This is a genomic window from Ensifer meliloti (assembly GCF_030064585.1).
GTDB lineage: Bacteria > Pseudomonadota > Alphaproteobacteria > Rhizobiales > Rhizobiaceae > Sinorhizobium > Sinorhizobium meliloti.
The window spans coordinates 314,590-341,489 of sequence record NZ_CP120365.1; the positions used below are offsets into that span (position 1 = coordinate 314,590).

A 26,900-nucleotide genomic window follows, 5' to 3' on the forward strand; every position below is an offset into this window, starting at 1 on the left:
GACTTGGTCTGGCTGGATCCCTGTGACGAGCACAGGGATGAGGAAATCAAACAAGCCGCGGCGGGAATCCCGAATCTCAACAGGCCTTAGCCCACGCGTTTCTGCAGTTCCCTAGCGCCGTTCGGAGCGTTGACCTTGCCTGAGGTGATGAAGAAGGCAAAGACGTCGCGGGGTGCCGTCTCGGGCTTGCGTTCCGGCGCAGCTTTCTCCAGGTCGTCCGGCTCACCGCCGGCGGCAAAGGTCTTCAGCCGCTCGGCCCAGCGATCGAGATCTTTTGGCGGATAGCAGGTCTTTAAATCGTCGCTCCCCTTCTGCAGCCGTGCATAGACGAAATCACCCGTGACATCGGCGATCATCGGGTAGTCCGCATGCTCGGCGAGAACGACGGCAACCTTGTATTTTTCAATGAGCTTGACGAAGTCCGGAACCTGGAAGCTGGGGTTGCGGACTTCGACCACGTGGCGGAGCTTCAGGCCGTCCTGCTTTTCCGGCAGGAGCTTCAGGAATTCCTCGAAATCCTCCGCATCGAATTTCTTGGTCGGCGCGAACTGCCAGAGGATGGGACCGAGGCGGTCGCCGAGTTCCGTCAGCCCCTGCGTCAGGAACCGCTCCATAGATTCACCGGCTTCGGACAGGACCCTGCGATTTGTCACGAAGCGGCTGGCCTTCAGCGAAAAAATGAAGCCGTCGGGAACCTCCGCCGCCCACTTGGCAAAAGTCGCCGGCTTCTGTGAGCTGTAATAGGTGCCGTTGACCTCGATCGTCCGCAATTCCTTGCCGGCGAATTCGAGCTGCCGCTTTTTCGGAAGATCGTCCGGATAGAAGGTGCCTTCCCAGGGTTCGAAGTTCCATCCGCCGATGCCGACACGGATCTGTCCCGAATTTGCCATCCTCTTCCTCCTCGATGCTCACTCAGACACGCAAAACCGCTGTAGCCGGGGCGAATCAGAGACGCCACCCGCTTTCAGGAGGCCACGCATCACTCCGCCGCAACCACCTTCTTCACCGGCCGGCGCTCCAGAAGCTCCTTCAGGAACTGGCCGGTATAGGAGCGCGGCTCCTTCACGACCTCTTCCGGCGTCCCTTGCGCAATGACCTCGCCACCGCCGTCGCCGCCTTCCGGGCCGAAGTCGATGATCCAGTCGGCCGTCTTGATGACTTCGAGATTGTGCTCGATGACCACCACGGAATTACCCTGATTGACGAGCTCATGCAGAACTTCAAGAAGCTTGGCTACATCGTGGAAATGCAAGCCGGTTGTTGGCTCGTCCAGAATATAGAGCGTGCGCCCGGTTGAGCGTTTCGACAGCTCCTTGGCGAGCTTGACGCGCTGGGCCTCGCCGCCTGAAAGTGTGTTCGCCTGCTGGCCGATCTTGATATAGCCGAGGCCCACCTGGTTCAGTGTCACCAGCTTGTCGCGCACCGCCGGAACGGCCGCGAAGAACTCGACGCCTTCCTCCACCGTCATGTCGAGCACATCGGCGATCGACTTGCCCTTGAAGTGAACGTCCAGCGTCTCGCGATTGTAGCGCTTGCCGTGACAGACGTCGCAGGTGACGTAGACATCCGGCAGGAAGTGCATCTCGATCTTGATGACGCCGTCGCCCTGGCAGGCCTCGCAGCGGCCGCCCTTGACGTTGAAGGAGAAGCGGCCCGGCTGGTAGCCGCGCGCCTTTGCTTCCGGCAACCCGGCAAACCAGTCGCGAATGGGCGTGAAGGCTCCGGTATAGGTCGCCGGGTTGGAGCGCGGCGTGCGCCCGATCGGCGACTGGTCGATGTCGATCACCTTGTCGATATGCTCGAAGCCGTCGATGCGGTCGTGTTCGGCCGGATTTTCGCGCGCGCCCATGACGCGGCGGGCGGCAGCCTTGTAGAGCGTCTCGATCAGGAAGGTGGACTTGCCCCCGCCCGATACGCCCGTGACGGCGGTGAAGACACCGAGCGGGATCGACGCGGTCACGTTCTTCAGATTGTTGGCACGCGCGCCGACGACGGTGACTTCCTTTTTCTTCTTCGGTTTGCGCCGTTCGCCGGGCACGGCAACGGAAAGCTCGCCGGAGAGATATTTCCCCGTCAACGACTTCGGATTGGACATGATATCGGAAGGGGTCCCTTCCGCAATGACCTCGCCACCGTGAATGCCGGCCGCCGGGCCGATGTCGACGACATAATCGGCCGTCAGGATCGCATCCTCGTCATGCTCCACCACGATGACCGTGTTGCCGATATCGCGCAGATGCCGCAGCGTATCCAGGAGGCGGGCATTGTCGCGCTGGTGCAGGCCGATCGAGGGCTCGTCGAGAACATAGAGAACGCCCGTCAGCCCTGAGCCGATCTGCGACGCGAGCCGGATGCGCTGGCTTTCGCCGCCCGAAAGCGTGCCGGAATTGCGCGAGAGGCTCAGATACTCGAGGCCGACGTCGTTCAGGAAGCGCAGGCGCTCGCGGATCTCCTTGAGGATGCGCACGGCGATCTCGTTCTGCTTCGTGCTGAGATGCTCGGGCAGGACCTCGAACCAGTCGCGTGCGGCGCGGATCGACATTTCGGAGACCTCGCCGATATGCAGCGCGTGGATCTTGACGGCAAGCGCTTCCGGTTTCAGCCGGTAACCGGCACAGGCGGGGCAGGGGGCCGCCGACATATAGCGCTCGATCTCCTCGCGCGCCCAGGCGCTGTCGGTCTCCTTCCAGCGGCGTTCGAGATTCGGCACGATGCCCTCGAACGTCTTCGTCGTGTTGTAGGATCGGGCGCCGTCCTGATAGTGGAAGGTGATCTTGTCCTTCGTTCCGTGGAGAATAGCTTCCTGTGCTTCCTCGGAAAGCTCGCTCCAGCGGCTGCCGAGCTTGAAGCCGAAAACCGTGCCGAGGGCCTCGAGCGTCTGGTTGTAGTAGGGCGACGTGGATTTCGCCCAGGGTGCAATGGCGCCGTCCCTGAGGGTGCGGTTCGGCTCCGGAACGATCAGCGCCTCGTCGATCTTCTGCTGGCTGCCCAGCCCGTCGCAGGTCGTGCAGGCTCCGAAGGGATTGTTAAAGGAGAAAAGCCGCGGTTCGATCTCGGGAATGGTGAAACCCGAGACGGGACAGGCGAACTTCTCGGAAAACAGCACCCGCTCATGCGTTTCGTTCAGCGACTTGTTGGCCGAGCCGCCGGCGGAGGTCTCTTCCGGAGGCAGGGGGCGGTCGGCGAATTCGGCGATCGCCAAGCCGTCGGCGAGCGTAAGACAGGTTTCGATACTGTCGGCGAGACGGGTTCCGATATCGGGCCGCACCACGACACGGTCGACGACCACGTCGATGTCGTGCTTGTACTTCTTGTCGAGCGCCGGCACGTCGGCAATCTCGTAAAATTGCCCGTCTACCTTTACGCGCTGGAAGCCCTTCTTCATCAACTCGGCGAGCTCTTTCCTGTACTCGCCCTTGCGCCCGCGCACGAGCGGGGCCAGCATGTAGAGGCGCGTCCCCTCGCCGAACTCCAGCACCCGGTCGACCATCTGGCTGACGGTCTGGCTTTCGATCGGCAGGCCTGTGGCGGGAGAATAGGGCACGCCGACGCGCGCGAAGAGCAGGCGCAGATAGTCGTAGATCTCGGTAACGGTTCCGACGGTGGAACGCGGGTTGCGCGACGTGGTCTTCTGCTCGATCGAGATCGCCGGCGAGAGCCCGTCGATCTGATCGACGTCGGGCTTCTGCATCATTTCCAGGAACTGGCGCGCATAGGCCGAGAGGCTCTCGACATAGCGCCGCTGGCCCTCGGCGTAGATCGTGTCGAAGGCGAGCGACGATTTCCCGGAGCCCGAAAGGCCGGTCATCACGATCAGCTTGTTGCGCGGCAGATCAAGGTCGATGCCCTTGAGATTGTGCTCGCGAGCGCCGCGAATGGAGATGGTCTTGAGTTCGCTCATCGGAAGGCCAGCTTTGTATGTCTGTTGAAAGCCCCCTATGTAATGACGGCCGCGCCCATGTCGAGGCGCAATCGGCAAAAGAGGCGGCTCAATTGCGATTCGGTTGACAGGATCATAGAGAAATATTAGAACAAAAAAAGAACAAACTCTGCCATATCCACGCCAAATCAGCTGTGGATTATGCGCGATACGGGGCGTATCGGCGGCGGCGGGCCGTTAAGGTGTTCGCTCATGAGACATTGGAGAGCCGGCCGAGCGGTCCGGCGGCAAAAACGGGAAAAGCGATATGGCTGGTAGCGTCAACAAGGTGATCTTGATCGGAAACGTCGGGGCCGACCCGGAAATCCGGCGCACGCAGGACGGCCGGCCGATCGCCAACCTCAGAATTGCCACGTCCGAGACCTGGCGCGACCGCAATTCGGGCGAGCGCCGCGAGAAGACGGAGTGGCACACGGTCGTCGTCTTCAACGAAGGCCTCTGCAAGGTCGTCGAACAATATGTGAAGAAAGGCGCCAAGCTCTACATCGAAGGCCAGCTGCAGACGCGCAAGTGGCAGGATCAGACCGGCAATGACCGCTATTCGACCGAGGTCGTCCTTCAGGGCTTCAACTCGACCCTGACGATGCTCGACGGCCGCGGAGGCGAGGGCGGCGGCGCAGGTCGCGGCGGCAGCGACTACGGCGGTGGCGGCTACGAGGAATACGATCAGTCGCGGCCCTCCTCGGGCGGCGCCCGGTCCGGCGGTCAATCGAACCAGCCGAACCAGGGCGGCAACTTCTCGCGCGATCTCGACGACGACATTCCGTTCTGATCGACTGCGCCAGCCAGTCCGAGACCATCCGGCCCGCTTCGTTGCGGGCCGTTCTCGTTGTGCGTTCAGACCTGAAACGCCGAACGCACGCCGTCCACGACGAATTGAACGGCGAGTGCGGCAAGGATGACGCCGAGGAGGCGGGTGAGGATCGCCCGGCCGGTGACGCCCAGGAACCGGTCGATGCGCTCGGCGATCACCAGCGCCAGGAACAGTATCGCCATCGATGCGGCGATGACGACGATGAGCTGCACCCGCTCCAGTGCCGAGGGAAATGAGCTGCCGAGAAGGATGGTTGCCGAGATCGCTCCCGGCCCGGCAACCAGGGGCAGTGCGAGAGGGAAGACCGCGATATTGTGGAGGTGGTCCTTCGTGATCGCCGTTTCCCCGGCCTTCTCCTTTCGCTCCTGGCGTTTCTCGAAAATCATCTCGAAAGCGATCCAGAAGAGCAGCATGCCGCCGGCGATCCGGAAGGCGCCGATCGAGATGCCGAGCAGACCGAGGATGCCGTCGCCGAAAAGCGCAAAGGCCGCGAGGATGAAAAAAGCGATGAGCGAGCCGCGGGTCGCGACCTGGAAGCGCTGCTGCCGGCTCAAGCCGACGGTCAGGCTCAGGAAGATCGGCGCAAGGCCGGGCGGATCAAGCGTGACGAGCAGCGTCGTCAGCGCATTGATCAAGAGATCGACGTCGAACATCCGTGTCCCCTTCCGGATTTTACCCCGGCTATTCCCGGTGGTGTGGCCCGCATTGTTAGGCAAGCGGTGCGAGCTTGGAAAGAGCGGGTAGCCAAGCGCAACGCAATGGCTTAAACCAGCGCCATCCCCGAGGCGCGCAGCTTTCCTTGCGAGCTCCTTTCCTTGCCCTAGAAAAGCCTGTTCCTGCGGCAAAAGACTGTTCAAAACACCGGCCGAAAATTGGCGCTCCGAGCCGCATTCGGCTATAAAAAACCGACTGATTCTGAACAAAGATCGTGATCACATTGACTGAGCAAAGCACCCCCGGCGGCGGAAAAAATCCGCCAGGCATCGAGCCGATTTCCATCATCGAGGAAATGCAGCGGTCGTATCTCGATTACGCCATGAGCGTGATCGTGTCGCGTGCGCTTCCCGATGTGCGCGACGGTCTCAAACCCGTTCACCGCCGCATCCTCTACGGGATGAGCGAGCTCGGCATAGACTGGAACAAGAAATACGTAAAATGCGCCCGCGTCACCGGTGACGTGATGGGTAAATACCATCCGCACGGCAACATGGCGATTTACGATGCGCTCGCACGCATGGCGCAGGACTGGTCTCTGCGGCTGCCGCTGATCGACGGTCAGGGCAACTTCGGCTCCGTCGACGGCGATCCGCCGGCGGCGGAACGTTATACCGAGTGCCGGCTGCAGAAGGCGGCGCATTCGCTGCTGGACGATCTCGACAAGGACACGGTCGATTTCCGCGACAACTACGACGGCACCTTGCACGAGCCCGTCGTCGTCCCGGCAAAGTTCCCGAACCTGCTCGTCAACGGCGCCGGCGGCATCGCCGTCGGCATGGCGACCAATATCCCGCCGCATAACCTCGTAGAGGTGATCGACGGCTGTATCGCCCTGATCGACAATCCCGCGATCGAGCTGCCGGAGCTGATGCAGATCATTCCGGGACCGGATTTTCCGACCGGGGCGCTGATCCTCGGCCGTTCGGGCATCCGTCAGGCCTACGAGACCGGCCGCGGCTCCGTCATCATGCGCGGGCGTGCCCATATCGAGCCGATGCGCGGCGATCGCGAGCAGATCATCATTACCGAGATCCCCTATCAGGTGAACAAGGCGACGATGATCGAGAAGATGGCCGAGCTCGTCCGCGAGAAGCGGATCGAGGGCATCTCCGATCTTCGCGACGAATCCGACCGCCAGGGCTATCGCGTCGTCATCGAACTGAAGCGCGACGCCAACGCCGAAGTCATCCTCAACCAGCTTTACCGCTACACGCCCCTGCAGACCTCTTTCGGCTGCAACATGGTGGCGCTGAACGGCGGCAAGCCGGAGCAGATGACGCTGCTCGACATGCTGCGCGCCTTCGTCTCCTTCCGCGAGGACGTCGTCAGCCGGCGCACGAAATACCTGCTGCGCAAGGCGCGCGAGCGGGCGCATGTGCTGGTCGGTCTCGCGATTGCCGTCGCGAATATCGACGAGGTGATCAAGCTCATCCGCCAGGCGCCGGATCCGCAGACGGCGCGCGAACAGCTGATGGAGCGCCGCTGGCCGGCGCACGACGTCGATGCGCTCATCCGGCTGATCGACGACCCGCGCCACCGGATCAACGACGACGCTACCTATAACTTGTCCGAAGAACAGGCCCGCGCGATCCTCGACCTGCGCCTGCAGCGCCTGACCGCGCTCGGCCGCGACGAGATCGGCGACGAACTCAACAAGATCGGCGAGGAGATCAAGGATTACCTCGACATCCTGTCGTCCCGGCTCCGCATCATGCAGATCGTCAAGAACGAGCTTACCGCGGTCCGGGACGAGTTCGGCACGCCGCGCCGCACCGAGATCGCCGAAGGCGGTCCGGACATGGACGACGAGGACCTGATCGCGCAGGAGGACATGGTGGTGACCGTGTCCCATCTGGGCTACATCAAGCGTGTGCCGCTGACGACCTATCGGGCGCAGCGCCGCGGCGGCAAGGGCCGCTCGGGCATGGCCACCCGCGACGAGGATTTCGTTACCAGGCTGTTCGTCGCCAATACGCACACGCCGGTTCTGTTCTTCTCCTCCCGCGGCATCGTCTACAAGGAGAAGGTCTGGCGGCTTCCGATCGGCACGCCGCAGTCGCGCGGCAAGGCGCTGATCAACATGCTGCCGCTGGAACCCGGCGAGCGCATCACCACGATCATGCCGCTGCCCGAGGACGAGACGACCTGGGAAAACCTCGACGTCATGTTCTCGACGACCCGCGGCACGGTCCGTCGCAACAAGCTCTCCGACTTCGTCCAGGTCAACCGCAACGGCAAGATCGCGATGAAGCTCGAGGAGGAGGGCGACGAGATCCTCTCGGTCGACACCTGCACCGAGTTCGACGACGTGGTGCTCACGACGGCGCTCGGCCAGTGCATCCGCTTCCCCGTCGCCGATGTCCGCGTCTTCGCGGGCCGCAACTCGATCGGCGTTCGCGGCATTTCGCTCGGTGACGGCGACCGGATCATCTCGATGGCCATCGTCGCTCACGTCGAAGCCGAGCCGTGGGAGCGTGCCGCCTATCTGAAGCGATCGGCCGCGGAGCGTCGCGCCTTGACCGGTGAAGGAGAGGAAATCGTGCTTGTCGGCGAGGAGGTCACCAATGGCGGCGAACTCACCAACGAGCGCTACGAGGAACTGAAGGCGCGCGAGCAATTCATCCTGACGGTCTCGGTGAAAGGCTTCGGCAAGCGTTCCTCGTCCTATGACTTCCGTACTTCAGGCCGCGGCGGCAAGGGCATTCGCGCCACCGATACCTCGAAGACGGCGGAAATCGGCGAACTCGTCGCCGCCTTCCCGATCGAGCACAACGACCAGATCATGCTCGTTTCCGATGGAGGTCAGCTCATCCGGGTCCCGGTGGAAGGCATTCGCCTGGCGAGCCGCGCCACCAAGGGCGTGACCATTTTCTCCACCGCCAAGGACGAGAAGGTCGTTTCGGTCGAGCGGATCACTGAGCCGGATGGCGACGAGGAGATCGAAGCCGTAGGTGCCGAAGGCGTCATGGCCGAACCGGAGTTGCCGACGGACACCACGTCGACACCGGACGAGTGATCTAAGCGCAGGAAAGATTTCAAGGCCCGGGGCTATCCAGCGTCGGGCCTTATCATATGTGCAAAGGTCACCAGAAGGTGCGCTCGGGGTTGGGCTTGAGTTCTTCGAGTGCCGACTGCGCGGCCTACTAGGAAACGTATCCGGGACTGCAATCTCTCCTCGCCCTCATCTCTGTGCTTGTCACAGAGATGAGGGCAGCGCCGCGTCTGCGGCGCGGGGAATGTTCTTTCAGCCCAAGGACTTGGCCTGGCTGGATCCCTGTGACGAGCACAGGGATGAGGAGGTCAAGCCCATCCTCATCCATCGCTGTACCGGCGAAAGGCGCCGTTAGTTCTTGAAAACGACGCAGGCGCCGCCGCTTTTTCGTATGGCGGCGCAAAGCTGATCGGCTTCGGCGCGCGTCTGCCGGCCGATGCGGGCAGCGTAGCGGCGCCTGGATCCGAAGCTGGCATTGCGCTCCCGCACCAGAACCGCCTTTTCGCTGTTGATCGGAGCGGGCAATCTTTTCACGGCATTCAGGAACAGCCGCTGCGCCATGGATTTCTGATAGTGGGCCGAGAGCTGAACGCCCCATGGCGCCCAGACGGCTTCATCGGCGATAACCAGCTCGCGCAAGCGCCGCGTATTGGCGAGCGCGACGCAGCCATCGAGGAAGCTTTTGTCCTTGTCGAGTTCGATGTTGAGCGACTTCGGTGGATTGTCGCGCCAGTCTTCGACGGAATAGGCGGTGATCGCCAGCACGTAATCCCGCGTTTCATAGGGTAAGCGGTCCTTTTCCAGGAAGCGCTCCAGGCCTGCTTCGCCGGCATTGTAGGCCGCCGCCGCAAAACCGAGATTGCCGTAACGGGACTTGAGCTCGCTCAGATACTCGGCGGATTTGCCCAGCGCCGCCACCGCGTTGAAGCTGTCCGACAGGCCGCGCAGCTTTGCCGTCGCGGGCATGAACTGGGCAATTCCTTCTGCGCCCTTCGGGCTGATGGCGTCCGGCTGGAAAAGGCTTTCGCGCCAGATCAGACGGGCGAAGAAAGCGGCGGGCAGGTCGTTCGCCTTGGCATAATGTTCGATGATGCCGCAGACGTCCCGGGCGAAATTGTCGGGGGTGATGCAGAGACGGAGGAAGGGGTTTTCAGTCGACACCCCCGAGTAGAGGCATTTCCGCGGCGGAGCCGGCGCGTCGGTGCGCGCCTCCGCGGCCCCGGAGTGGCCGGAGACAAAACACATGACCACGGACAATACGGCCGCGGCGACGCGTGCCAGATGTCCTTTCAGGGTGCTCCGGATGCGGCTTGTGCCTGCCTTTTCGTACTCGACCATGCGGCCCTCGGCGACCAACGAGTGCATATAGATAGCATCTTCGTTGCGGACGAGAAATCGGGCTGCAAAGCTTTCAGTCGGGAGAACCGGTGCGAAGGATCAGTTGCATGAAGGTGAGGTCGAGCCAGCGGCCGAATTTCGTGCCGACCTCCTTCATATGGCCGATCTCGCGAAAACCGAGTTGCTCATGGAGACGGATCGACGGCAGGTTTCCCGACTCGATCCCCGCGATCATCACGTGCTTGCCAAGTGCTTCGGCCCGGTCGATGAGCTCGAGCATCAGCGCCCGGCCTATGCCGCCGCCGCGCTGGTCCGCCCGCACATAGACCGAGTGCTCGACCGTGTGCCGGTATCCGTCGAAGGCGCGCCACTCGCCAAAGGAGGCGTAGCCGACGACCTCGCCGTCAAGGGAAAGGGCGGCAAGCACCGGGAAGCCGGCAGCATTGCGTGCTTTCAACCAGGTCTTCCGATTGGCGACGTCGACAAGGGTCTCGTTCCAGATCGCCGTCGTGTTCGCCACAGCGTCATTGTAGATCGCGCATATCGCCGGAAGATCGGTTTCGGCGGCGTCTCTGATCTCCATACTCTTCCTCCGGGTCCAGCGGACTTTTCAGCTCAACAGCCGAATCTCTTTTTGTCCACCAGATCACGATGTCTTTAGGTCGGGTCGACCTAAAAACATGAACGTGATCGATTCCAAAAAATTAGAGCGGGATGCGGGCGGAAAACCGCACACACTTTTCCTCATCCCGCTCTAACCCCTCAGCTCCGCGTCGGCAATCGCGGCCACTGCTAAAGTGCTTTCCGGGCTTTCTCCGTCGCCAAGGAACCAGGCCGCCGACAGGCCGGCATAGGCGATGACCCACTGAAGGAGCCTCTTCGGCTCCAGCCGCGCCTCATGGGCGACGATTGCAAGCTGTCTGTATAGGCGCCCCGGAGCGGTTACGACGGGAAGCTCCGGATTGCAGAAGAGATTGGCGTAATCGAAACCGCGGTCGCCACAGAGGCCCTTGGGATCTATGGCCAGCCAGCCCCGGGCATCGAAGTCGAGGATGTTGCCATGGTGAATGTCTCCATGCAGGACGACCGGGACATCGGGCGTGGATAGGAGATGTTGGGCAGCGTCTGCGCAGGTCCTGAGAATACCGCCATGGAGGCGGGCTGCGGGGGCCAGCGCCTGGAACCAGCGCTCGAGCGGTGCGAGACCCGCCGGCGGGGAGGGGCGTGCTGCATGCAGCATGGCAACGGCGCGGCAGGCGATCCGGGTGGCGTCGTCGTCGCTGCCGGTCATCGCCATATGAAAAAGCGAACGGCGGCTCTCCGACCGTTCGAGGAGGATGGCGCTATCGGCTGCGGCGTAGACCTGGGCGGCGCCGTGACCGTCCCACCATCGCATCAACTGCCCGCCAGACTTTTCTTCCGGCTCGTCTGCCACCTTGAGCATCGCCGGCAGGCCGCGCCAGCGAACGGGCAGCAGCCGGCTCGTCCTCGTGAGGATCGGGTCGCCCGCGGGCTCGAGAGACCATTCATCGATGAAAGACGTGAACATCGGGGCAGCATAATCGATTCGCTGCGCAAGGAGCCCCGCGCATTGGGCGGGGCTCCTTCCTCCTTATCGATTTCAGGCGACGTTTTCGAGCGACGGATAATCCGTGTAACCCTTGGCGCCACCGCCATAGAAGGTCGCCTGGTCCGGTGCATTCAGGGCCACGTTGTCTCTCAAACGACGAACGAGATCCGGATTGGCGATGAAGGGTTTGCCGAAAGCAACCAGATCGGCTTCGCCGCTCTCGACCGTCTTCAGCGCCATACCGCGATCGTATCCGTTGTTCGTCATCCAGGCCGCCCTGCCGCCGGCCGCTGCGTAGGCCGCACGGAGGCTTGTGTAGTCGAAGGGGCGATCGCCCTGCTGGTGGTCCCGCGCTCCGCCCGTTGCGCCTTCGATGACGTGCACATAGGCGAGCGGATATCGGGCGAGGCCTTCGACGACATAGGTGAAGAGCGGCTGCGGGTCCGGATCGAAGGCGTCGTTGGCGGGGGTCACGGGAGAGATGCGGATCCCGACCCGGCCAGCGCCGATCTCCTTGGTAACGGCATCGACCACCTCGAAGAGAAAGCGGGCGCGGTTCTCGATCGAGCCGCCATAGGCGTCCGTGCGTTCATTGGAGCCGGAGCGCAGGAACTGGTCGATCAGATAGCCGTTGGCAGCATGGATCTCGACGCCGTCGAATCCGGCTTCGATCGCGGCCCGAGAGGCCTTGCGGTAATCCTCGACGATGCCGGCGATCTCCGCCGGTTCGAGCGCTCTCGGTTCGGAGGTTTCGGCAAAGCTGCCCGTCCCATCGGGGTTGACGAGGTAGGTCTTCGATTTGGCGCGGATAGCCGAAGGGGCGACCGGTTTGCCGCCCTGCGGCTGGAGCGAGTCGTGGGATATCCGCCCGACATGCCACATCTGCACGACGATCTTGCCACCGGCTTTGTGGACCGATTCCGTGACCTTGCGCCAGCCGGCGAGGGCCTCCGGTTTGTAAAGCCCGGGCACGTCGGCATAGCCCTGGCCCTGGTGGCTGATTGCCGTCCCTTCGGTGATCAGCAGGCCGGCGGATGCGCGCTGCTCGTAATAGGCGACGTTAAGATCATTGGGCACTGCCTGGGGTGAACGGTTCCGGGTCAGAGGTGCCATCACCACGCGGTTGCTGAGGCTGATATCGCCGATCGTGATCGGGTCGAAGAGAGAGGCCATGGATTGTCCTTTCCATTGCGGTTGAGACTTGGGAGGAAGTGGGGGTTATCAGAGATCGCCGATGGTCTTCAGAAAAGCTGCGATGGTCTCCTCATTGCGCCGGTAGAAGACCCATTGGCCGACGCGGCGGGTCGTCACCAGACCGGCGCGCTGCAGCACGGCGAGATGAGATGAAACCGTCGACTGCGAAAGGCCGCATCTTTCGAACTGCCCTGCGCAGACGCCCATGTCGAGCGGATGCTCCTGGCCGGAGAAATGCGCCTGCGGCTCCTTCAGCCTTGTCAGGATCTCCATGCGCGTCGGATGCGCCAGTGCTTTCAGAATTTCGTCTCTATCCATCGTATTTCGGCGTATTCAGTTTTCTCGATATATATATCGCTAAAATTCGATACGGGAAGTCACAACGTCGTGAATGCTGTGGGCTACAAAGGAAGTGGCCATAAACGCCGGGCAAAAATGCGGACAAAAAAAGAGGGCCACAAGAAACTTGGGCCCTTTCAGTTGTGAAGGTTTCAAACCTCCAGAGGGGAACAGCTGCTGCAGCGGCTGGGGAGGAGAAAGCCGCTAGATGCACCAGCTGAAAAAGATATGGGTAGGGCCGTAGCCGCTTTCAATAGCCGTTCCCAAGATTTTCGCAACTGAGGGCTGTGGGGCTCCGCCAGGCAAAAAAAGAGGGCCACAAGAAAAACTTGGGCCCTTGTAGTTGTGAAGGTAATTAAAACCTCCAGAGGGGAACAGCTGCTGCGGTGGCACTGGGAGGAGAAGCCACCAAAGATGCATCAGCTGAGTGTGGTATGCTGCTTTTTTGGGCTATCGGCAATCATTTAATATGCATGACAGCCATGCCGTTTGCGCATCGCTGCTCATTTTTGCAGCGCACAAGGATTCGGTTTGCGAAGAGCTTCGCTTTCCCTTGAAAAGAGCCGAGGAATAACAAAGGCTTACGCAGGACGTTGGCAATTGCTCACAAATCGGGCAATTGAACGGATCGTCAGAAGTTCCAGTTTCTCGCTTTAGCGACGATGTAATCGCGGAAGACTTTCAGCTTCGCTGCGTTCTTCAGTTCGTCCGGATAGCAGAAATAGGTATCGAAAGAGGGGATATCGGCGCTTATCGGCAGTTGAATGAGGCCGGGATCGCGACCGACGATATAGTCCGGAAGCATGGCGATGCCGATGCCGAGCAGGCAGGCGCGCTTGATCGATGTCTGGCTGTTGATCTGCAGATGCGATATGCGCGGATTGTCGGAATCGCGTCCGGCAATCTCCAGCCAGTTCACGTCGAGCAGATAGTTGGGGGCGGGCTCGCCGAAGGTGATGATCCGGTGATTGTCGAGATCGTCAAGCGACTGCGGCTCGCCATATTTGTTGATGTAGGACGGCGCGGCATAGACATGCATGTGCACCGTGAAGAGCTTGCGCTGGATCAGATCCGACTGTTGCGGCTGCCGCAGCCTGATGGCGCAGTCCGCATGGCGCATGTTCACGTCCAGTTCCTCGTTGTCGAGGATGAGCTGTACCTGGATTTCCGGATACAAGGACATGAATTCCTGGATCTTGTCGGTCAGCCACCCCTGGCCGAGGCCGACAGTGGTCGTGATCCGCAACTTGCCGCTCGGCTTGTCCGTCGTCTCGCTAAGCTGGGCCTTGACGCTTTCGAGCTTCATCAGCACGTCGTGCGCCGTGCGATAGAGCATTTCGCCCTGTTCGGTCAGGATCAAGCCGCGGGCGTGCCGATGAAAGAGCTTGATGCCGACGTCCTGCTCGAGCGAACTGACCTGGCGGCTGATCGCCGACTGCGAAAGGTGGAGTTTGTCTGCCGCGTGCGTGAACGAGCCAGCCTCGGCCGCCGCATGGAAAATGCGCAGTTTGTCCCAGTCCAGCGACATAGAATCCCCCATAAAGGCTCAGCCGGAGAAGCTTGCCACTTTTCTCCGGAGACGACCGATGCATGTTCCCACTCAGAGCCGCGCCCCCGATCCCGGCGCGCGCCCTGTTCAGCAGCTTCTATTCGGCTGCAATTGCGACGGGCATATGACCCGCAAGGTATTTCTCCGCTTCGAGCGCAGCCATGCAACCCATGCCGGCGGCGGTAACCGCCTGGCGATAGATGTCGTCGGTCACGTCGCCGGCGGCGAAGACGCCCGGGACGTCGGTCGCGGTGGAATCCGGCGCAGTCCAGAGATACCCGTTCGGCTTCTGGCGAAGTTTGCCCTTGAAGAGTTCGACCGCAGGCGCATGACCGATCGCGACGAAAACACCGTCGATTGCCATGTCGGATGTTTCCCCGGTCTTGGTGTTGCGAAGCTTCACGCCGTTGACCGAGGCCGGCATCGGCGGCTTTGCAGGCGTCCCGAGATATTCCAGAACCTCGTGGTCCCAGATCACCTTGACGTTCGGCTTTGCGAAAAGGCGCTCTTGCAGGATCTTTTCAGCACGAAAAGCATCCCGGCGGTGAACGACGGTGACGGTCTTCGCCAGATTGGAGAGGTAAAGCGCTTCCTCCACGGCGGAGTTGCCGCCGCCGACGACGATGACTTCCTTGTTGCGGTAAAAGAACCCGTCGCAGGTAGCACAGGCGGAAACGCCAAATCCCATGAAGGTCGGCTCGGTTTCGATGCCGAGCCATTTCGCTTTGGCGCCGGTGGCGATGATCAAAGCGTCCGCCGTCCAATCCGTGCCGCTATCCGTCTTGATCCGGAAGGGGCGGACGGACAGGTCGACATCGGTTACGAGGTCGTTGACGATTTCCGTGCCGACGTGGATCGCCTGATTCAGCATCTGCTCCATCATCCAGGGTCCCTGGACCGGATCGGCATAGCCCGGATAATTCTCCACATCCGTGGTGATCATCAGCTGGCCGCCCTGTTCCATGCCGGCGATGAGGACCGGCGAAAGCATGGCCCGCGCGGTATAGATGGCAGCGGTATAACCGGCAGGTCCGGAACCGATAATCAGCACTTTCGTGTGGCGCGCAGTCATGCTTTTGTCCTTCGTCCGCCGGAGAGAGCCGGGAGCGTCCTCCGGTGCAATCCGATAATGCAAATATTGCCTTACTTTAGGTATTCACGGCGCGCACTTTCAAGGGCGCGCGCTCTGATACACACAAGTGGTTGCGTGGTCAGCGTCGTTTTGACACCAGATCGGGCATATTTGCATCGGTTTGACCCGCAGTACCGTCATAAGACGCTCCAGCGCCCGGGCGCACAAGGTTTTTGTGCATGCAACTGCAAGCGCTCTCGTATCGGCATTCGGTTACGTGCTACCCAAGCACGGAGAAGCGCCGTTAAGGCCGCCGCCAGGCGGCTCTTGGTGCGGACGGATCGGCGCTGCGGTTTCGGCCTGTCGTGCAGTTGATCGGCGGATAAAATAAGGCCTTCCCCGCAAGGCCGACAGGATTGGGGATTTGGGCAATGGTCGTACGCGTCGAGCTCGATGCCATCGATATGAAGATACTGCGCGAACTGCAGGACGACGGCCGGATCACGAATGTGGAACTGGCCGAGAGAGTGGGGATCTCGGCTCCTCCGTGCCTGCGCCGCGTGCGCAAGCTCGAGGAGGCCGGCGTCATCAGAGGCTATCGTGCGCTTCTGAATGCGTCCGCGCTGGGATACGACCTCGTCGCCTTCTGCATGGTCGGCCTCAAGCACCAGTCCGACGCCAATCTCAAGGCGTTTGCCGCCCGCACCGCCTCGTGGCCGCTTGTTCGCGAGGCCTGGATGGTGTCCGGGGAATCGGACTTTCTGCTGCAGTGCGTGGCCGAAAACCTTGCGAGCTTTCAGGATTTCGTTATTGAAGAACTGACCGCCACCGAGAATGTCGACACGGTGCGGACGATGCTGACGATCCGTCAAGTGAAGGACGCATGTCAGGTAGAAATCTGATGTGCAGGGCGGCCCGGCCGCCGCGCATCGCAACCAAACGCCTCGCGGACCGAATGAATTGAACAATTTCCACGACGAGAGCGAGGGAGCCCTGCCGCTTCCGGCGACGCGGGACGGCCATATGATCCCCAAGCTTCCCCTTTCAGCCTTCATCATCTGCTTGAATGAGGAGGCCTATCTCGGCAAGTGCATCGAGAGCCTCGAGCGCTGCGCGGAAATCGTGATCGTCGATTCCGGGTCGACGGACGGCACCACCGCTTTGGTGCAATCCTATATCGACGCGGGCTGGCCCATCCGTTTCATGTACGAGCCGTGGCGCGGCTATGCCGGGCAGAAGCAGTTTGCGCTCGAGCAATGCAGCCAGCCCTGGTGCTTCAACATCGACGCGGACGAGAGATTGGACAAGGCGCTGCGAGAACTGCTGCCTGAACTGCTCGCAGCATCGGACGAGATCGTCGGCTGGCGGGTGGCGCGTCGCCCCTATCTGATCGGCTATGGCTATACCCCCGAAAACGTCCGCGAGCGCCGGAACTTGCGGCTGATCCGGCGCGGCAAGGGACGTTACGACCTCAGTCAGAAAGTCCATGAAGGCATCGTGCCCGAGGGAAGCGTCGGCAATGCCCGGACCGGCAGTCTCCTTCATTTCCGCCCGCTGGTCATGGACGAGCAGATTCTGAAGGAAAACAAATATTCGACGCTGAAGGCGGACCAGCAGGTCGAGTCCGGAAAACGGCCGCGCTTTTACAAGCTCATCTTCACCCCGCCGATCTATTTTCTCAGGCTCTATTTCCGCAACGGTCTCTGGCGCTGCGGCCTGTCGGGCTTCATCGAGGCCATGACCGGGGCGGTCTATGCCTTCCTGACGGCGGCGAAGATCTACCAGCGGCACGCTCTGAAGGCGCGCCCGAATGTGGATGATGCGCTTTCGCACTGATCGATCAAGGGGTTCGGCATGAAGGTCATGCATATTCACTTCGGCACGGAGGGCGGTGCGGAGCGGTTCTTCGTCAATCTCGTCAATGCGCTGCACGAGAGGGGCGTCGAACAACGGGCACTGATCCGACCGGGCCGCAGCTGGCGCAAGGACCTGGAGAACGGTGCTACGATCTATGAAGGGGTTTTTCGGCGCATTTCGCTTTCTCGCTTCCTCCTGAAATGGCGGATGAACCGGGTCCTTCGCGAGTTCGAACCGGACGTCATAATGGCCTGGCAGTTGCGGGCGAGCCGCTTCATGCCGGCTCATGCCAAGGCATTTCGCATCTCCCGGCTGGGGGATTATCCCGAACATCTCGGCTACTATACCAATGTCGAGACGCTCGTCTGCATCACACCGGATATGGCCGCCAAGGTTCGTGAGCTTGGCTGGAAGCGCGACATCGAGGTGATTGCGAACTTCACCCGCGCAAGGCCTGCACCGCCCGTAGCGCGGGCCGACCTGCAGACGCCGGCGGACGCCTTCGTCGTGGTCGGCATGGGCCGCTTCGTCAAGCGTAAGGGTTTCGCAGGGCTCATCCGCGCCGTGAAGGAGGTGGAGAACACCTATCTCTGGCTTGTCGGAGATGGCCCGGAACGAGAGCAGCTCGAGCAGCTGACCGGCGAACTCGGGCTTCGTGATCGCGTACGCTTCACCGGATGGCAGACGAACGCCTATGGTTTTCTGTCCGCCGGCGACGCCTTCGTCATCAACTCGTCGCACGAGCCTCTCGGCAATGTCTGCTTCGAAGGCTGGGGCGCCGGAAAGCCCACGATAGCCTCTCGCGCTGAGGGGCCATCCTGGGTGATGACGCATGAGAGCGACGCTCTCATGGTCGATTGCGGCGATGACGTGGGTCTTGCGGAGGCCATTCGCCGGCTGCGCGACGATCCGGCGCTTCGCGAGAGGCTGAGCGCCGGCGGCAGCGAAACCTTGCGCACGCGCTTCTCCGAAAAAGCGATCACCGACGCTTATCTCGACCTGTTCGACAGAGGTGTCGCAAAGCGATGAAAGTCACTCACTTTCACTTCGGCAAGGACGGCGGCGCCGAGCGCTTCTTCGTACACCTGGTCAATGCGCTTGCGGAACGCGGCGTCGAGCAGACGGCGATCATCCGCCCCGGGCGCGGCTGGCGGCGAGACATCGAAGGCGCCGCGAAGATCCGGGAAAGCCATTTTCGCAACCTCTCGCTCGATCGAATCCTGCTCCCGTTGAAGGTGAAGCACATGGCCCGGCGCGAGAAGCCGGATGTCCTGATGGCTTGGGCGCCCCGGGCAAGCGAACTGATGCCGAACTACAAAGGCGCATTCAAGATCTCGCGCCTTGGCGATTATCCGACCCGCCTGAGCTATTTCAGAAACACCGACTGCATCGTGTGCAACACGCCGGGCATTGCCGAGCGCGTCAGCGACCTGGGCTGGAAACGGGAGATAAGGGTCATCTCCAATTTCACCGGGACCGGGCGTGTCGTGGCGGTTGACCGCGCAAAGCTCGATACGCCCGCCGATGCGCCCGTCGTGATGTCCATGGGCCGCTTCGTCGAGCGGAAAGGGTTTCATACGCTGATCGAAGCGGTCGCCAGACTGCCGGGGGTCTATCTTTGGCTGCTTGGCGATGGAGAGGAGCGTGACAATCTGCACAAACTCGCGACGGACCTCGGCGTTTCCGGCCGCGTTCGCTTTGCCGGCTGGCAGGACGACACGAGACCTTTCCTGGCTGCGGCCGATGTCTTTGTGATGTCGTCCAGCCACGAGCCGCTCGGCAACGTCATCCTCGAGTCCTGGGCCCAGGGTACGCCGGTCGTATCGACCCGTTCCGAAGGGCCGCAATGGTTCATGCGCGACGGCGAAAACGGTCTGATGGTCGATATCGGCGATGCCGAGGGTTTCGCCCGCGCCATCGAGCAGATCGTGGCCGACAATTCCCTAAGAACGCGCCTGGCCGAGCGCGGACACGAGACGCTTGTCGGGCAGTTTTCCAGAGAAGCGATCACTGACGCCTATCTGCAGCTGTTTGCCTCGAAGCCGTAGCCAAGATCAATGCATCAGGCTTTCGTAAACCGCTGCGATCGCGCGGGCTTCCTGCTCGATGGCGAAGTTTTTGGAGGTCCGTGCCAGACCATTGGCGCTTGCGGCGGCAAGCCGCGGCCGGTCATCCATGAAGGCGGCTGCCGCATCGACCATCGCCTTGAGATCGTCGGCCGCAATGATGAGGCCCGTCTCCTCGGAGCCGCCGGTTACCAGTTCCGAAAACGCGCCGACATCGGTTGCCACGACGGGGACCCCGGTCGCCATTGCTTCGAGCGGCGTCAGGCCGAAGCCTTCCCAGCGTTGCGGGGCGACAAAGAGATCGAGAGCGCGGTACCAGTCGGGAATATTCGTGTGTTCGCCTACGAACAGGATACGGTCGGCGAGGCCGGCCTTGGCGACGCGCTCCTTCAGTTCCGACTCGAAGGCGAGGTGAGGGCCGGTGGCCCGCCCGGCAACGATAGCTCCCCAGTCCGGGCGGCAGGGCAGGAGGGCGATCATGCTGTCGACGAAGAGGTCGGTCCCTTTCTGATGGCGTACGCGCCCGAAGCATCCGACGAATTTCTTCGCGGGATCGAGGCCGAGCGCCTTCTTCGCCTCCGTCTTGTCGAAGGGTGGCTGAAAGCGCTTGGTGTCGATCCCATGCAGGATGACGGTGTTCGGTACATCGAGATAGGCGGCCGTCCTGCCGCTGGTGGCGATAACCGCGTCCATCCGGCGGATGAGGAACTTGCTCCATCCGGTATGCCGGCGTTGCGAAGCGGAGGTAAAGACGATCCGGATCTTCATGCGCAGCAGGTCGCGCAGAAGGATGGCCGGGAGCATTTCGACGTTTCGACGCGCGTGCCAAACGCGACAGGGCCGGCCTTCGGGCCTCTTCCAGAGATGAATGAGATCGCGAAAGCGAACCGACGGAAGGCTCTTGGGAAGGCCTGGTCCGAGAACCGCGATCTTCTGTCCAAGGGCACGCTGCACAGGCACCAGCTGGATGATTGTCGAGGTAACGCCGGACAGACGCTGCTTGAAATTGGGCGCGATCACTTCGACGTCGCGGATATCGACCACCTGTGCGCTCTCCTTGCGCCTGCGACAATCAATTCAAGGGAGGAGGGGCGGCGCGGGACCGCGCGCGCGCCCCGAAAGGCAGGTCAGCCCCATTGAACGGCGAGAATCTCATACGCCTTGGATCCGCCGGGTGCATTGACTTCGATCGAATCGCCGACTTCCTTGCCGATCAGCGCGCGGGCGATCGGAGAGGAGATGGAAATGCGTCCCTGTTTGACGTCGGCCTCCTGATCGCCGACGATCTGATAGGTCTTTTCTTCTTCCGTATCCTCGTCGACGAGCTTCACCCTTGCGCCGAACTTGATCTTCGATCCGGACATTTTCGAAAGATCGATGACTTCGGCGCGCGCGATCAGGTCTTCGAGTTCGGAAATTCTTCCCTCGTTATGGCTCTGCGCTTCCTTTGCCGCATGATATTCGGCGTTCTCCGACAAGTCGCCATGGGCGCGGGCCTCGGCGATCGCTTCGATGATGCGCGGCCGTTCTTCCTGCTGGCGCCAGCGCAGCTCCTCCTGCAGATTGACGAATCCACCCTGGGTCATGGGCACCTTGTCGACCATTTCATCATCCTTCATCAAGCACGCGGCGCCGCCTTTCGGCGGCGCCAGCGCAAAAGAAAACGGCCTCCGGAGCGCAAGCACCGGAACCGTCCTAACAAACCGAACCGATCTTATAACAGAATCGGAAGTCCGAAAGCCAGATTTTTCGCGATCCTCGCGCGGCGCTTCATATCGATCCGCGGCTTCCGGCGGGTTGGGGTAAAGGTGAAATTCTGCAGTAAAGCCTCTTTACCTCAACCGCGATTGAGGTCGTATCAGTGCCGGCTCCATACCAATTACACGGGGCCGAATCATGAGTTTAGTCGAAGAGGCATCACAAGTGGCCGATCCGGCGCCGCAGACGGAGGTCGACCTGGAGGAGGGGAGCTGGAGCGAGCTCCTGCGCCCGCGCCACCTCGCCGCAACCGTGACGCTGTGCCTGGGCGTCGCGCTTTTTGCCTTCAACGAGTTCTTCGTCTCGACGGCACTGCCGACGGCCGTCGCGGAGTTTGGCGGAGCCGCCCTGTTGTCCTGGGCCTTCACGCTTTACCTCGTTTTCGCCATCGTTGGTGGCGCCTTGGCGGCAAGCCTGAAGGTCCGGTTCGGCGCGCGCAACACGCTGATCGTTGCCGCGCTCGTCTTCGCAACGGGCACGGCCATCGCGACGATGGCGAGCAGCATGCCGCAGGTTCTGGCCGGGAGGGTGCTCCAGGGATTTGGGGAGGGTATCATTGCCGCCCTGTGCTACGCACTGATACCGGAGCTCTTTCCGCAGCGGCTGGTGCCCAAGATCTTCGGCGCAGAAGCGATCGTATGGGCTGCCGCCGCCTTCGGCGGGCCGCTCATATCCGGCCTGCTCACGGAATATTGGTCTTGGCGCGCCGCCTTCTTCGTCAACATACCGGCAGCCGCAATCTTCATAGCGCTCGTCGTCGCGATCCTTCATCAACCAAAGCAAAGTCCAAGGGCGGCCGGATCGGTTCCCTTGCTGCGGCTGGTGGCGTTCGGCTTCGGCATAATGCTGATCTCGCTCTCGAATACGGCTGCCGACGGCTACAGCATGTCGGCGCTGCTGGCGGCGGCACTTGCGGTCTTCGTCGCGACCGTTCACTTCGACCGCCGATCGCCGCAGTCCATCCTCCCATTCGGCGCGTTTTCGTTCGATCGCCCGCTCGGAACAGGGCTTTGGGTCGTGCTGCTGATGCCTCTGGCACAAGCCTCGGGCTCCGTCTATCTCGTCTACGCGCTGCAACATCTTTGGGGTTTCGGCCCGACCGCCGCGGGCTTTTCAAACGCCTTGATGGCGATATCCTGGAGCCTGACGGCAATCATCGTCGCGAGCCTGCGCTCTCACGAGACGCGCGTGCGGCTGGTCTGGACCGGGCCGCTGTTCCTTTGCCTCGGCCTCGGCGGCTTGACGCTCGCCGTCGCCTCCGGCGAATACGGCCTTGTCTTCGTCAGCCAGAGCGCTATCGGAGCCGGATTCGGCCTTTGCTGGGGAACGCTGAGCCAGCTGCTGATGAACGTCTCGTCCATCGAGGAACGCGACAAGACCTCGGCGCTGCTGCCGACGCTGCAATCAGCCGGCTACGCGATCGGCGCGGCCGTTTTCGGAGCGGTCGCCAACGCCGGAGGATTCGACGAAGGTGTCAGCGCCCGGGTGATTTCGGCCGCAATGCTGGGTGTTTTCGCGCTCGGCTGCGTTCTCGCCGCCGCGTCGCTCGTCTTCGGGATCAGGACCCTGCGGCTGGCGCGATGCGAAGGGAGGGCAACCATCCAGTAGCGTTCACCGAGCCGCAGCAGGCTCACGACCGGCTTTGAACGGATGCGGGAAAAGGCCGGGGCGGCGGCGGCCGAGCAGGGCATCCTGTTCGGCGACGCGGCCCAGCGAGGGGGTGACGGTTGCGAGGAGCGCGCCTGTCTGCGAGCGTATCCTGACCTTCAGGGTACCATAATCCGCGTCGCGGCCGATCCTGTCGGCGATACGCTGGGCGTAATAGAGCGCCGATCCCTCATCGAAGTGAAGGATACCCTCGTCATCGGTGAAACAATCGTCGTCCCAATGGAGATCGAAGAAATATAGCTGCATGTCGTTGCCCCAACCATGCGCGTCACGGGTGATCCGTTTCCGCATGTTGGACATGGAACCATGCCGCAATGGAACGCAGCCTGAATCGGACATTCAGGCTGCGTTCACAAGCGTAAATCCGCAATGGTCAGGTTTCGAAGTAGCTCTGCAGCGGACGCACTTCGAGGTTGCCCGCCTTCAGTGCCTTGATGGCGAGTGCCGCGGCCTCGGCACCGGCCATCGTGGTGTAGTAGGGCACCTTCTGCATCAGCGTCGCGCGGCGAAGCGACTTCGAGTCGGAGATCGCCTTGTTGCCGTCGGTCGTGTTGATCACGAGCTGGACCTGCCGGTTGCGGATGGCGTCCTCGACATGGGGCCGTCCTTCCAGGACCTTGTTGATCTTGGTTGCAACGATGCCCTGCTCGCCGAGGAAGCGCGCCGTGCCGCCGGTCGCCATGACCTTGAAGCCGATATCGGCGAGGATGCGGATCGCGGGCAGCACCCGTTCCTTGTCCTCGTCGCGAACCGAGACGAAGACCGTTCCGTCGCGCGGCAGGTCGACGCCGGCGCCGAGCTGCGACTTGGCAAAGGCCAGCGCATAATCGGTGTCGAGCCCGATGACCTCGCCGGTCGAACGCATTTCCGGGCCGAGCAGCGTATCGACGCCCGGGAAGCGGGCGAAGGGGAAGACGGCCTCCTTGACGGCGATATGTTTCAGGTTGCGCGGATCCGGCTTCTTGCCATAGGCGGCGATCGCCTCGTCGAGCATTTCGCCGGCCATGACGCGGGCGGCGATCTTGGCGATCGGCGCGCCGATCGTCTTGGCGACAAAGGGAACGGTGCGTGAGGCGCGCGGGTTTACTTCGAGCACATAGATGGTGCCGTCCTTGATGGCGAACTGCACGTTCATCAGGCCGCCGACGTTCAGCGCTCTGGCGAGCGCCCCCGTCTGACGCTCCAGTTCGTCGACCATGTCCTTGCCGAGCGAATGCACCGGCAGCGAGCAGGCGGAGTCGCCCGAGTGGATGCCGGCCTCCTCGATATGCTCCATGATGCCCGAAACGAAGACATCCTTGCCGTCACAAAGGCAATCGACGTCCACTTCGATCGCATTCGTCAGGTAGCTGTCGAAGAGGAGCGGGTTCTTGCCGAGCAAGGTGTTGATCTGGCCGGTCTTGTCGTTCGGATAGCGCTGCTTGATATCTTCAGGAACGAGCCCCGGAACGGTGTCGAGCAAATAGCTCTGCAGCATGCTTTCCGAATGGATGATCTGCATGGCGCGGCCGCCGAGAACATAGGACGGGCGCACGACCAGCGGGAAGCCGATTTCGCCGGCAACGAGGCGGGCCTGCTCGACGGAGTAGGCAATGCCGTTATTCGGCTGGTTGAGGTCGAGCTTCATCAGGAGCTTCTGGAAGCGATCACGGTCCTCGGCGAGATCGATCGCGTCCGGCGCGGTGCCGAGGATCGGGATGCCGTTCTTTTCCAGCGCTTCGGCAAGCTTCAGCGGAGTCTGGCCGCCGAACTGGACAATGACGCCGTGCAACGTGCCGTTTTCCTGTTCGGCACGCATGATCTCGATCACGTCCTCTGCCGTCAGGGGCTCAAAATAGAGCCGGTCGGAGGTGTCGTAGTCGGTCGAAACCGTCTCCGGGTTGCAGTTGATCATGATCGCTTCGTAGCCGGCGTCCTTCAGTGCGAAGGCGGCATGGCAGCAGCAGTAGTCGAATTCGATGCCCTGGCCGATCCGGTTCGGGCCGCCGCCGAGGATGACGACCTTTTTCCGGTCGGAAACCTGCGCCTCCGACCGGGCGGCACCGACGAAAGGCGTCTCATAGGTCGAATACATGTAAGCGGTCGGCGATGCGAACTCGGCCGCGCAGGTGTCGATGCGCTTGTAGACGGGGCGCACGTTCAGTGCGTTGCGGAGCTCGGCCACCTCTTTCGGACGCTTGCCGGTAAGTGTCGCAAGCCGGGCGTCGGAGAAGCCCATTGCCTTCAGCATGCGCAGGTTCTCGGCGTCGGCGGGCAGGCCGTGCTCGCGGATGCGCGCCTCCATGTCGACGATCGCCTTGAACTGGGCAATGAACCAGGGGTCGATCTTGCAGGCTTCATGCACTTCGGCTTCGCTCATGCCGAGACGCAGCGCCTGTGCGACCATGCGCAGGCGGTCCGGCGTCGGCGTGCCGAGGGCGGCGCGGATGGCATTGCGGCCGTCGCCATTGTCGTCGAAATCAGGCACCTCGATCTCGTCGAGTCCGGTCAGTCCGGTCTCGAGGCCGCGCAGCGCCTTCTGCAGCGATTCGGCGAAGGTCCGGCCGATCGCCATGACTTCGCCCACCGACTTCATTGCGGTCGTGAGCGTCGGCTCGGCTCCCGGGAATTTCTCGAAGGCGAAGCGCGGGATCTTGGTGACGACGTAGTCGATCGAAGGCTCGAAGGATGCAGGCGTCGCGCCGCCGGTGATATCGTTTTCGAGTTCGTCGAGCGTATAGCCGACTGCGAGCTTGGCGGCGATCTTGGCAATCGGGAAGCCGGTGGCCTTCGATGCGAGTGCGGAGGAGCGCGAGACGCGCGGGTTCATCTCGATGACGACGAGGCGGCCATTCTCGGGATTGACGGCGAACTGGACGTTCGAGCCGCCCGTTTCGACGCCGATCTCGCGCAGCACCGCGATCGAGGCGTTGCGCATGATCTGATATTCCTTGTCGGTCAAGGTCAGTGCCGGCGCAACGGTGATCGAATCGCCCGTGTGGACGCCCATCGGATCGATGTTCTCGATCGAGCAGATGATGATGCAGTTGTCCGCCTTGTCGCGGACGACCTCCATCTCATATTCCTTCCAGCCGAGGACCGATTCCTCGATCAGGACTTCCGTCGTCGGCGACGCGTCGAGACCGCTGCCGACGATCTCGAAGAACTCCGAACGGTTATAGGCGATGCCGCCCCCGGTGCCGCCAAGCGTGAAGGACGGCCGGATGATCGCGGGGAGGCCGACATCGTCGAGCGCCTGTGCGGCGATCGCCATGGCGTGGTTCACATAGCGCTGCTTGCGATCGCCTTCGCCGAGGTTCCACTGGTTTTCGAGTTCGTCCAGCGCCTTGTCGAGTTCGTCACCGGAAAGCTTCGCCTTGAGCGCTGAGCGCTCCGCCTCGTGCGACTTGCGGTCGTGGTCCTTGATGTCCGTGGCGTTCGCCAGACGCGACTTGGGCGTCTCGAGGCCGATATGCGCCATGGCCTCGCGGAACAGGGCGCGGTCTTCCGCCTTGTCGATCGCCTCGGGCTTCGCACCGATCATCTCGACATTGTAGCGGTCGAGCACGCCCATGCGGCGCAGCGACAGGGCCGTGTTGAGCGCCGTCTGTCCGCCCATGGTCGGCAGCAGCGCGTCGGGGCGTTCCTTGGCGATGATCTTGGCGACGACCTCTGGCGTGATCGGTTCGACATAGGTCGCGTCCGCCAGACCCGGATCGGTCATTATCGTCGCCGGGTTGGAGTTGACCAGGATGACGCGGTAGCCTTCCTCCTTCAACGCCTTGCACGCCTGGGTGCCGGAGTAGTCGAATTCGCATGCCTGACCGATGACGATCGGCCCCGCGCCGATGATGAGGATCGATTTGATGTCTTGGCGCTTCGGCATGGGCAATCATCCGTTTCTAGCTGCGCGAAAAACCGGCCAGGTTGGGAGGTCACCGGCCGGGTCGCGCATTGATGGTCTTTTCAGGCTAGAAGCGGCTTATAGGCAAATGTTTTCGCCAGCGGAACCCCGAAAATTCGGGAATCGACAAGAAAGCAAAGATA

The 26,900-nt window shown here is 62.0% G+C and carries 21 protein-coding genes; 7 read left to right on the forward strand and 14 right to left on the reverse strand.

What is annotated here, in order from left to right:
• Positions 1 to 86: 86 nt before the first annotated feature.
• Both PZL22_RS08570 and uvrA read right to left on the reverse strand, forming a co-directional pair.
• Positions 87 to 890, reverse strand: coding sequence for a DUF72 domain-containing protein (locus tag PZL22_RS08570; RefSeq protein ID WP_003529537.1), 804 nt, complete (start codon positions 888 to 890; stop codon positions 87 to 89).
• Between the two features lie 89 nt (positions 891 to 979).
• Positions 980 to 3,901, reverse strand: a complete 2,922-nt coding sequence (gene uvrA, locus PZL22_RS08575; RefSeq protein WP_003529545.1) for an excinuclease ABC subunit UvrA — start codon at positions 3,899 to 3,901, stop codon at positions 980 to 982.
• Between the two features lie 286 nt (positions 3,902 to 4,187).
• Between uvrA and PZL22_RS08580 the strand changes: the two genes are divergently transcribed.
• The gene (locus tag PZL22_RS08580) at positions 4,188 to 4,712 is read left to right on the forward strand and encodes a single-stranded DNA-binding protein (protein ID WP_003529546.1); all 525 of its coding nucleotides are present in this window, start codon (positions 4,188 to 4,190) and stop codon (positions 4,710 to 4,712) included.
• Between the two features lie 65 nt (positions 4,713 to 4,777).
• On the opposite strand, the gene PZL22_RS08585 is transcribed toward PZL22_RS08580, so the two are convergent.
• A complete protein-coding gene (locus PZL22_RS08585) occupies positions 4,778 to 5,407 on the reverse strand; it encodes a MarC family protein (protein WP_003529547.1) in 630 nt (209 codons plus the stop codon).
• Positions 5,408 to 5,691: 284 nt separating this feature from the next.
• Here PZL22_RS08585 and gyrA point away from each other — a divergent pair, with 284 nt between their 5' ends.
• Positions 5,692 to 8,487, forward strand: a complete 2,796-nt coding sequence (gene gyrA, locus PZL22_RS08590) for a DNA gyrase subunit A (protein WP_003529548.1) — start codon at positions 5,692 to 5,694, stop codon at positions 8,485 to 8,487.
• Positions 8,488 to 8,814: 327 nt separating this feature from the next.
• On the opposite strand, the gene PZL22_RS08595 is transcribed toward gyrA, so the two are convergent.
• The 7 genes from PZL22_RS08595 to trxB form a co-directional block, all read right to left on the reverse strand.
• Positions 8,815 to 9,828 (reverse strand): lytic transglycosylase domain-containing protein, encoded by a 1,014-nt coding sequence (locus PZL22_RS08595; RefSeq protein WP_003529549.1) that lies wholly within the window; start codon positions 9,826 to 9,828, stop codon positions 8,815 to 8,817.
• A gap of 46 nt (positions 9,829 to 9,874) precedes the next feature.
• Positions 9,875 to 10,384: a GNAT family N-acetyltransferase gene (locus PZL22_RS08600; protein WP_003529550.1), complete on the reverse strand. Its 510-nt coding sequence runs from the start codon at positions 10,382 to 10,384 to the stop codon at positions 9,875 to 9,877.
• A 171-nt stretch (positions 10,385 to 10,555) separates the two neighbouring features.
• Positions 10,556 to 11,350 carry an aminoglycoside phosphotransferase family protein gene (locus tag PZL22_RS08605; protein ID WP_003529551.1) on the reverse strand — a complete coding sequence of 265 codons (795 nt, stop codon included), beginning with the start codon at positions 11,348 to 11,350 and terminating at the stop codon, positions 10,556 to 10,558.
• A 72-nt stretch (positions 11,351 to 11,422) separates the two neighbouring features.
• A complete protein-coding gene (locus PZL22_RS08610) occupies positions 11,423 to 12,544 on the reverse strand; it encodes an alkene reductase (RefSeq protein ID WP_003529552.1) in 1,122 nt (373 codons plus the stop codon).
• Positions 12,545 to 12,592: 48 nt separating this feature from the next.
• Positions 12,593 to 12,883 carry an ArsR/SmtB family transcription factor gene (locus PZL22_RS08615; protein WP_284718589.1) on the reverse strand — a complete coding sequence of 97 codons (291 nt, stop codon included), beginning with the start codon at positions 12,881 to 12,883 and terminating at the stop codon, positions 12,593 to 12,595.
• 652 nt (positions 12,884 to 13,535) lie between these two features.
• On the reverse strand, positions 13,536 to 14,432 hold the full coding sequence (locus tag PZL22_RS08620) for a LysR family transcriptional regulator VtlR (protein ID WP_003529555.1): 897 nt from the start codon (positions 14,430 to 14,432) through the stop codon (positions 13,536 to 13,538).
• A 118-nt stretch (positions 14,433 to 14,550) separates the two neighbouring features.
• A complete protein-coding gene (gene trxB / locus PZL22_RS08625) occupies positions 14,551 to 15,525 on the reverse strand; it encodes a thioredoxin-disulfide reductase (RefSeq protein ID WP_003529556.1) in 975 nt (324 codons plus the stop codon).
• 431 nt (positions 15,526 to 15,956) lie between these two features.
• On the opposite strand from trxB, the gene PZL22_RS08630 reads away from it, so the two are divergent.
• From PZL22_RS08630 to PZL22_RS08645, 4 genes are all read left to right on the forward strand, one after another.
• Complete coding sequence (locus PZL22_RS08630; RefSeq protein ID WP_003529557.1) at positions 15,957 to 16,427, forward strand: Lrp/AsnC family transcriptional regulator; 471 nt, start codon at positions 15,957 to 15,959, stop codon at positions 16,425 to 16,427.
• Positions 16,428 to 16,548: 121 nt separating this feature from the next.
• The gene (locus PZL22_RS08635) at positions 16,549 to 17,361 is read left to right on the forward strand and encodes a glycosyltransferase family 2 protein (RefSeq protein WP_080573387.1); all 813 of its coding nucleotides are present in this window, start codon (positions 16,549 to 16,551) and stop codon (positions 17,359 to 17,361) included.
• Positions 17,362 to 17,379: 18 nt separating this feature from the next.
• Entirely contained in the window at positions 17,380 to 18,411 is a 1,032-nt protein-coding gene (locus tag PZL22_RS08640; protein WP_003529560.1) for a glycosyltransferase, read from the forward strand.
• Complete coding sequence (locus PZL22_RS08645) at positions 18,408 to 19,430, forward strand: glycosyltransferase (protein WP_003529562.1); 1,023 nt, start codon at positions 18,408 to 18,410, stop codon at positions 19,428 to 19,430. Before PZL22_RS08640 ends, PZL22_RS08645 begins: the two co-directional genes overlap by 4 nt.
• A 6-nt stretch (positions 19,431 to 19,436) precedes the next feature.
• On the opposite strand, the gene PZL22_RS08650 is transcribed toward PZL22_RS08645, so the two are convergent.
• Entirely contained in the window at positions 19,437 to 20,492 is a 1,056-nt protein-coding gene (locus PZL22_RS08650) for a glycosyltransferase family 4 protein (protein WP_003529564.1), read from the reverse strand.
• An 83-nt stretch (positions 20,493 to 20,575) separates the two neighbouring features.
• Entirely contained in the window at positions 20,576 to 21,052 is a 477-nt protein-coding gene (greA, locus tag PZL22_RS08655; RefSeq protein WP_003529568.1) for a transcription elongation factor GreA, read from the reverse strand.
• Between the two features lie 319 nt (positions 21,053 to 21,371).
• Here greA and PZL22_RS08660 point away from each other — a divergent pair, with 319 nt between their 5' ends.
• Entirely contained in the window at positions 21,372 to 22,814 is a 1,443-nt protein-coding gene (locus PZL22_RS08660; RefSeq protein WP_003529578.1) for an MFS transporter, read from the forward strand.
• A gap of 3 nt (positions 22,815 to 22,817) precedes the next feature.
• Here PZL22_RS08660 and PZL22_RS08665 read toward each other — a convergent pair whose 3' ends face one another.
• Both PZL22_RS08665 and carB read right to left on the reverse strand, forming a co-directional pair.
• Positions 22,818 to 23,165 (reverse strand): DUF6894 family protein, encoded by a 348-nt coding sequence (locus PZL22_RS08665; protein WP_033048661.1) that lies wholly within the window; start codon positions 23,163 to 23,165, stop codon positions 22,818 to 22,820.
• 82 nt (positions 23,166 to 23,247) lie between these two features.
• The gene (gene carB, locus PZL22_RS08670) at positions 23,248 to 26,739 is read right to left on the reverse strand and encodes a carbamoyl-phosphate synthase large subunit (protein ID WP_003529580.1); all 3,492 of its coding nucleotides are present in this window, start codon (positions 26,737 to 26,739) and stop codon (positions 23,248 to 23,250) included.
• Positions 26,740 to 26,900 lie beyond the last annotated feature (161 nt).